Below are 7,109 nucleotides of genomic sequence, written 5' to 3' on the forward strand. Positions count from 1 at the left end.
GGGTCCGTGCGGACAAACCAAAGCTTTGGGGCCTGAGCCGCAAAGCAATTCGCGCTCGCCATGTCCCGCCGAGCGCCCTTCCCCTCCCCTGAACCTGGAGCGATAGCCATGGCACGCCAGCTTCCCCCCATGCTGTCGGTGCGCGTGTTCGAGGCCGCCGCGCGCCATGGCAGCTTCGCCAAGGCCGCGTCCGAGCTCTTCGTCTCGGCCGGCGCGGTGGCCCACCAGGTGCGGCAGCTCGAGGACTGGCTCGGCCTGCCGCTGTTCCTGCGCACGCCGCGCTCGGTCGAGCTCACCGACGCCGGGCAGGCTTATCTGCGCGGCGTCGCGCCGCTGCTCGAGGAACTCGAACGCGTATCGATGCGCTGGCGCCAGCATGCGGAGGGCGCCAGCGAGGTGACGGTCAGTGCCATGCCCTCGTTCGTGACGCGCTGGCTGATGCCGCGGCTCGGCGCGTTCCGTGCCGCGCATCCCGCGGTCGAGGTGCGCGTGCTCGCCGCGGTGGCCCCGGTGGACTTCGCGCGCGATCGCGTCGACGTGGCGATCCGCCTCGGCACCGGCCCCTACCCCGGCATGGAGGCACAGCCGCTGCTGCGCGAGGCCTTCCATCCCGTCGCGAGCCCGCGCTGGCTGGAGCGGCACGGCATGCCGGCGTCGCCGCGCGATCTGCTCGACACGGTGCTGCTGCACGACGAGTTCGAGCCGCGCATTCCCGAACAGATCAGTTGGGAGGCGTGGTTCACGGCCCAGGGCGTGCCACCCGGGGCATCGCTGCGGCCGGCGCCTGCGTTGCGCTTCTCCCACAGCTATCTCGCGCTCGATGCCGCGGCCGCGGGGCAGGGCGTCGCGCTCGCGTCCGACGTGCTGGCACGCGACGCGCTTCAGCGCGGCGAACTGGCCCGGGCCTGGCCCGACGATTTGCCCGGCCCGTACCGCTACCACCTGCTGTGCCAACGCGGCGCGCGGGACCGGCCCGCGGTCGCGGCGTTCACGCACTGGCTTCGCGCGGCGGCCGATGCTTTCTGAAGACAGCACGCGGGCGTTTACGTAGCATGTGCCGATGCAAGCTCCCCACGAACCTTCGCTGAGCCCGGCCGCACTGGCCTTCCTGCAACAGGCCGGCCTGCCCTACCGCCTGCACGCCCACGCCCCCGTCGTCTCCTTCGAGGACGCGCGCACGCTGCTGCCCTTCGACGCCGGCGCGATGGTCAAGTGCCTCGCGTTCCGCCTGCCCGACGGCCGCTACCTGCTGGCCGCGCTGCGCGGCCAGGACCGGGCCGACTACAAGCGCATCGCCGATGCCTTCGGCGTGCGCCGCGCCGACCTGCGGCTCGCGGCCGACGAGGAGCTCGCCACCGACCTGCAGATGGTGCCGGGCGGCGTGGCACCGCTGCCGGTGGGCGGCGCGCGCGTGGTCGTCGACGAGGCGGCGGCGCGCCTGGTCACGCTCTACTGCGGCACCGGCCGCAACGATTCGACGCTCGAGATCGAGACGGCCGCGTTGCTGCGCGCCACGGGCGCGGGCATCGCGCCGCTGGCCAAGCCCTGAGCTACGGCCTATCGCTCACACCTTGTCAGCGAAGCCAGCTGGCGGGCACGGTGATGAGCTGCGGGAAGAGCACGAACAGGAACATCAACGCGGTGAGCGACAGCAGGAAGGGCCACACGCCCTGGATCACCTGGTCGAGGCTCACGCGCGAGGTGCCGGCCACCACGTTGAGCACGGTGCCCACCGGCGGCGTGAGCAGGCCGATGGCGTTGTTCATGATGAACATCACGCCGAAGTAGACGGGGTCGATGCCGGCCTTGTGGATCACGGGCATCAGGATCGGCGTCATGATCAGCACGGTGGGCATCAGGTCGAGCGCGGTGCCCACGATGATCACCAGCACCATGATCACGAACATCAGCAGGATCTTGTTGTCGACGAAGGGCTCGAGCAGCTCGCTGACCTGCGCCGGGATGTTGGCGATGGTGATGAGCCAGGCCGACACCAGCGCCGAGGCCACGAGGAACAGCACGGTGCTCGATGTCTTGGCGGCGCTGAGCACCAGCTCGGGCAGGCGCGGCATCTCGAGCTCGCGGTAGACGAAGCGGCCCACCACGAAGGCATAGACCACCGCCACCACGGCGGCCTCGGTGGGCGTGAACACGCCGAACTTCATGCCGCCGATGATCACCAGCGGCAGCACCAGCGCCCACACGCCGTCGAGCAGCGCGCGGCCCAGGCCGCCGGCGCTGAAGCTGCGCACCGCGACGTTCTTCTCCTTCTTCGCGCACAGCCACCAGGTGGCGGTGAGCGTGAGCGCCATCATGATCCCGGGGAACAGGCCGGCGAGGAACAGCTTGGTGATCGAGATCTGCGCCACCACGCCGAACACCACGATGGCGATCGAGGGCGGGATCACCGGCGCGATGATGCCGCCGGCGGCGATCAGGCCGGCCGCGCGCGGCACGTCGTAGCCGGCCTTGCGCATCATCGGGATCAGGAGCGCCGCGACGGCGGCGGTGTCGGCCACGGCCGAGCCCGAGATGCTCGCGACCACGGTGGCCGCGATGATCGCCACGTAGCCCAGGCCGCCGCGCACATGGCCGACCAGCGCGTCGGCCACCTTGACGATGCGCGCCGACAGGCCACCCGCGTTCATCAGCTCGCCCGCGAGCATGAAGAAGGGCACTGCCATCAGCGGATAGTTGTTGACGCCCTCGAGCATGTTCTGCGCGAGGATCTGGGTATCGAAGTTGCCCAGGTGCACCATCAGCGCGACGCCGCAGACGAGCAGCGCGAAGGCGATGGGCATGCCGAAGGCCATGGCCCCGAGCAGCGAGGCGATGAAGACGAAGATGGTCATGGGTTTTCCTGCTCTTTCAGTCCACGCTCACTCGCCCGCACTGCCGGTGTCGTTGACCAGTTCCTCGCGCGCCATACGGCCCGTGAAGAGGCGCCACAGCGAGCCGACCAGCATCAGCGCCATGCCCACGCTGCTGACGAGCAGGCAGGCATAGACCAGGCCGATCGGCACGCCGGTGACCGGTGCACGGTCGTCCATGCCGATCACCACCAGCTTCCAGCTGCCATGCGCGAGCAGCAGGCAGCAGGCCAGCGCGCCGAGATCGGCCACGCCGCGGCAGAAGCGCTGGCCGCGCTCGCCGAGCCGCGCGACGACGGTGGACATGCCCAGGTGCGCGTTGTCCTTCATCACCAGCAGCGCGCCGACCAGCGTGAGCCACATGAAGACGAAGCGCGAGGCTTCCTCCGAGAACACGATGCCGGAGTTGAAGGCGTAGCGCAGCACGACGTTGCCGAACACGAGCGCGACCATCACGGCCATCATCGCGATCATCAACACGTTGGCGCCGCGCTCGAAGAGGCGGGAAAGCATGGGGAGTCTCCTGTTGTAGTCGGTTCTTGCACCCGGCCGCTTCAGCGACCCGGGCCGGCCGGGTCGATGCGGTAGAAGCGCAAGGCGTTGCCGCGCCAGACCGCGTCGCGCGCCGCGTCGTCGAGGCCGTCCAGCCCCTCGGCCACCGCGCGCACCACCTCGGCCATGGGCGCGCGCAGGCCCGACACCGGCAGGTTGCTCGCGAACATGCAGCGCCCGGCGCCGAAGATCTCGACCGTCTCGCGCACCACGCGCGCGTTGCTGTCGGCGCTCCAGGGCGCATCGGGCAGGCCGAATTCCGAGAGCTTGACCATCACCTCGGGCAGCGCCGCGAGCGCCCGCATGCCGCGCCGCCAGTGCGCGAGGCCGGCCTCGCTGCGGTCCCAGGGCAGGCCCGCATGCTCGATCGCCACGCGCAGCCCCGGAAAGCGCGCGACGGCCTCGGCCGCTTCCTCCAGGTGCCAGTAGGGCACGCGCACGTCCCACAGCAGGCCGTTGTCGCGCAGGAGGCCCAGGCCCGCGCACCAGCGTTCGTCCTGCAGGGTGCCGGGCTGGCCGCGCACGCTGTGGTCGGGGCCGCGCGAGATGCGCGGCTTGCAACGCACGCCGCGCACCAGCGGCCATTCGGCCTGGGCGCGCATCTGCGCTTCGGCATCGCTCGCGAGGAATTCGACGTTGGCCACAACGGCATTCGGAAAGCCGTGTTTCGCGTGGACCGCGTGCAGCCAGCGCGTCTCGGCCAGCGACTCGGCGCGCGAGCGCTCGGCCTCGACATGCACCGTGGCCACCACCGGCAGGCCCTCGGTGGCGGTTCGGTAGTCGGCCACGCCGAAGTCGCGCCGCAGCACCGCATAGTCGCCGAGGAAGAAGGCCTCGGCGTCGTAGCCGTCCTGCAGCCAGGGGAAGTGCCCCTCGCCCAGGTGCCACAGGTGGTGGTGCGCGTCGACGATGGCGGCGGGAAGCACGGCGCTCACGGCTGCGCGTCCATCGCCTTGAGCACCGCGTCGCCGTTCTTCTCGACGTACATCCTGCGGGTCTCCTCGCGCACCACCTGGCGGATGCTCGCGACGTCGGGCGTCTCGTTGATCTGCATGCCCTTGGCGCGCAGCTGGGCGATCGCGTCCTTCTCGCCGTCGTTGTTGAGCTTGCGCTGGAAGTTCGCGGCCGCCGCGGCCTCCTCGAGCATCGCCTTCTGGAACTCAGGCTTGAGCGCATCGAAGCGCGCCTTGTTCATGATCACCACCAGCGGCGTATAGGCATGGCGCGTGAGCGATAGGTACTTCTGCACCTCGTACATCTTCGACGACAGCATCAGCGTGGGCGGGTTCTCCTGCCCGTCGACCGCGCCCGACTCGAGCGCGCCGAACACCTCGGCGAAGGGCATCGGCTGCGGGTTCGCGCCCAGCAGCTGGAAGGCCTTGAGGTGCGAGGGATTGGGCGTGGTGCGGATCTTCAGGCCCTTGATGTCGGCCGCGCCGTTGATCGGCCGCTTGTTGTTGCCCAGGCTGCGAAAGCCGATCTCCCAGAAGGCCAGGCCCTTGATCTGGTGCGTGCCGAGCTCGTCGAGCAGCGAGCGGCCGACCGGGCCGTCGAGCGTGCGGTAGGCCTGCTGCGCATCGGCGAACTGGTAGGGCAGGTCGAGCGCGTTGAGCTTGGGCGCGAGGCCGGTCACGAAGGGGTTGCCGGTGGCGCCGATGTCGATGGTGCCGCTGCGCACGCCGGTCACCAGCGTCACGTCGTTGCCGAGCTGGCTGTTGGCGAAGACCTGGATCTCCACCGCGCCGCCGGTGCGCTCCTTCACGCGCTTCGCGAACTCGAGCGCGGCCTTGTGCTGCGAATCGCTCTCGGGCACGGTGTGGCTGAAGCGCAGCTTGACCGGCGCCTGCGCCGCGGCGCCGCCGGCACCGAGGCCGAGCAGCGCGGCCAGCAGCGCGCCGGCCAGGGACCTGAAATTCCTGTGCATGGTTGTCGTCTCCTGTCGTTGAAATTCGGGAAAGGCGCGCGCCTTCCGGGGGCCGCCGCTCAGACCGTGACCTTGGCTTCCTTGACCACCTTGGCCCACTTCTCCTTCTCGGTGCCGATGAACTCGGCGAACTTCGCGGCGCTGCCGCCGCCGTCCTCGGCGCCGTAGCTCGCGAGCTTCTCCGCCACGTCGGGCAGGGCGAGCACGCGGTTGAAGTCCTCGTTCATGCGCTGCACCATCGCGGCGTTCATCTGCGCCGGCCCGACCAGGCCGTACCAGGTGCTGGCATCGAAGCCCGGGTAGCCGAGCTCGGCCACGGTGGGCACCTCGGGATGCGCCTTCGAGCGCCGCGGCCGCGTCTGCGCGATCGCCACCAGCTTGCCGCTGGCCACGTGCGGCGTGGCCGAGGTCATGGTCTCGAAGCTGTAGTCGATCTGGCCGCCGATCAGGTCGGTGAGCATCGGGCCCGAGCCGCGGTAGGGCACGTGCAGCGCATCGACGCCCGCGCGCAGCTTGAAGAGTTCGATCGCCAGGTGCTGCGAGGCGCCCGCGCCCGAGGAGCCGAAGGTCACGGTGCCCGGCTTGTCGCGGCACAGCGCCACCAGGTCCTTGACCGTGCGCGCGGGCTTCGAGGGGTTGCAGATCAGCAGGTTCGGCGTGACGCCCACCAGCACCAGCGGCGTGAAGTCGCGCTCCACCACGTAGCCCAGCGTGGGATAGAGCGCGGGCGCGATCGCATGGTTGCTGATGTTGGTCATCAGCAGCGTGGTGCCGTTGTTCGGCTGCTTGGCGACATACTCGGCGGCGATCACGCCGCCCGCGCCGGCCTTGTTCTCGACCGTGACCGGCACGCCCCACAGGGTGGCGAGCTTCTGCGCCATCACGCGCGCCATCACGTCGGTGCCGCCGCCCGGAGGAAAGCCGACGACGATGCGCACGGGCGTGGTGGGCAGCGGCGCGGTCTGCGCGCGCACGGTGGCGAAGGGCAGGGCCGCGCCGGCGGCCAGTGTCGATGCGATGAAGCGGCGGCGTTGCATGGCGTTGTCTCCTGGTGTTCTTTTCGAGGCTTACATCGACTCGGCCAGCAGGGCCTGGTAGTCGGCCACGCTGGCTTCGCGCGGATTGGTCTTGTGGCAGTGGTCCTTGAGCGCGCCTTCGATCACGCGCGGGAACAGGCCGGGCGAGACGTCGAGCGCGGCCAGGCCCGTGGGCAGGCCGAGGCGCGCACTCATGGCCGCGACGGCCGGTGCCACCTCGTCGTCGCCGCCCAGGCCCATGGCCTGCGCCATGCGCGCGAGGCGCTCGTCCTTGCGCATCGACTCGGCCTGCGCGTTGAAGCGGATCACGGCCGGCAGCAGGATCGCGTTGAGCGTGCCGTGGTGCAGGCGCGGCGCGATGCCGCCGAGCGAATGGCTGAGGCTGTGCACGCAGCCCAGTCCCTTCTGGAACGCGAGCGCGCCCTGCATCGACGCGCTCATCATGTTCAGGCGCGCCTCGCGGTCGCCGGGCGTGGCGGTGGCGCGTTCGATGTGGCGCCAGGCGCGGCGCAGGCCGTCGAGCGCGATGCCATCGGCCGGCGGGTTGAAGGCCGGTGCCATGAAGGTCTCCATGCAGTGCGCGATCGCGTCCATGCCGGTGGCGGCGGTCAGCATCGGCGGCAGGCCCAGCGTGAGCTCGGGATCGCACAGCGCGACGCGCGGCACCAGGTGCGGCGAGAGCACGCCGACCTTGCGGCCGTCGTCGAGGATCAGCACCGCGCCGCG

General features: G+C 70.5%; 8 protein-coding genes. 2 read left to right on the forward strand and 6 right to left on the reverse strand.

The genetic code is table 11. From position 1 onward, the window contains the following. Positions 1 to 108: 108 nt before the first annotated feature. Together gcvA and AC27VN_RS03295 are read left to right on the forward strand one after the other, a co-directional pair. Positions 109 to 1,026, forward strand: coding sequence for a transcriptional regulator GcvA (gene gcvA / locus AC27VN_RS03290; protein WP_490875615.1), 918 nt, complete (start codon positions 109 to 111; stop codon positions 1,024 to 1,026). A gap of 34 nt (positions 1,027 to 1,060) precedes the next feature. Further along, entirely contained in the window at positions 1,061 to 1,549 is a 489-nt protein-coding gene (locus AC27VN_RS03295; RefSeq protein WP_490875616.1) for a YbaK/EbsC family protein, read from the forward strand. Positions 1,550 to 1,574: 25 nt separating this feature from the next. Here AC27VN_RS03295 and AC27VN_RS03300 read toward each other — a convergent pair whose 3' ends face one another. From AC27VN_RS03300 to AC27VN_RS03325, 6 genes are all read right to left on the reverse strand, one after another. Beyond that, positions 1,575 to 2,852 carry a TRAP transporter large permease subunit gene (locus tag AC27VN_RS03300; RefSeq protein ID WP_296731246.1) on the reverse strand — a complete coding sequence of 426 codons (1,278 nt, stop codon included), beginning with the start codon at positions 2,850 to 2,852 and terminating at the stop codon, positions 1,575 to 1,577. Between the two features lie 27 nt (positions 2,853 to 2,879). Continuing rightward, positions 2,880 to 3,383, reverse strand: a complete 504-nt coding sequence (locus tag AC27VN_RS03305) for a TRAP transporter small permease (RefSeq protein ID WP_395347075.1) — start codon at positions 3,381 to 3,383, stop codon at positions 2,880 to 2,882. Between the two features lie 41 nt (positions 3,384 to 3,424). Further along, positions 3,425 to 4,357: an amidohydrolase family protein gene (locus AC27VN_RS03310; RefSeq protein ID WP_490875617.1), complete on the reverse strand. Its 933-nt coding sequence runs from the start codon at positions 4,355 to 4,357 to the stop codon at positions 3,425 to 3,427. Beyond that, positions 4,354 to 5,346: a TRAP transporter substrate-binding protein gene (locus AC27VN_RS03315; protein WP_093352731.1), complete on the reverse strand. Its 993-nt coding sequence runs from the start codon at positions 5,344 to 5,346 to the stop codon at positions 4,354 to 4,356. Before AC27VN_RS03315 ends, AC27VN_RS03310 begins: the two co-directional genes overlap by 4 nt. 59 nt (positions 5,347 to 5,405) lie before the next feature. Next, positions 5,406 to 6,383, reverse strand: coding sequence for a Bug family tripartite tricarboxylate transporter substrate binding protein (locus AC27VN_RS03320; protein ID WP_490875618.1), 978 nt, complete (start codon positions 6,381 to 6,383; stop codon positions 5,406 to 5,408). A 30-nt stretch (positions 6,384 to 6,413) separates the two neighbouring features. Further along, a partial coding sequence (locus AC27VN_RS03325) for a dehydroquinate synthase/iron-containing alcohol dehydrogenase family protein (RefSeq protein ID WP_490875619.1) occupies positions 6,414 to 7,109 on the reverse strand: 696 nt, incomplete at its 5' end.

It is taken from the genome of Variovorax sp. 20P10.2.4, from assembly GCF_058244205.1.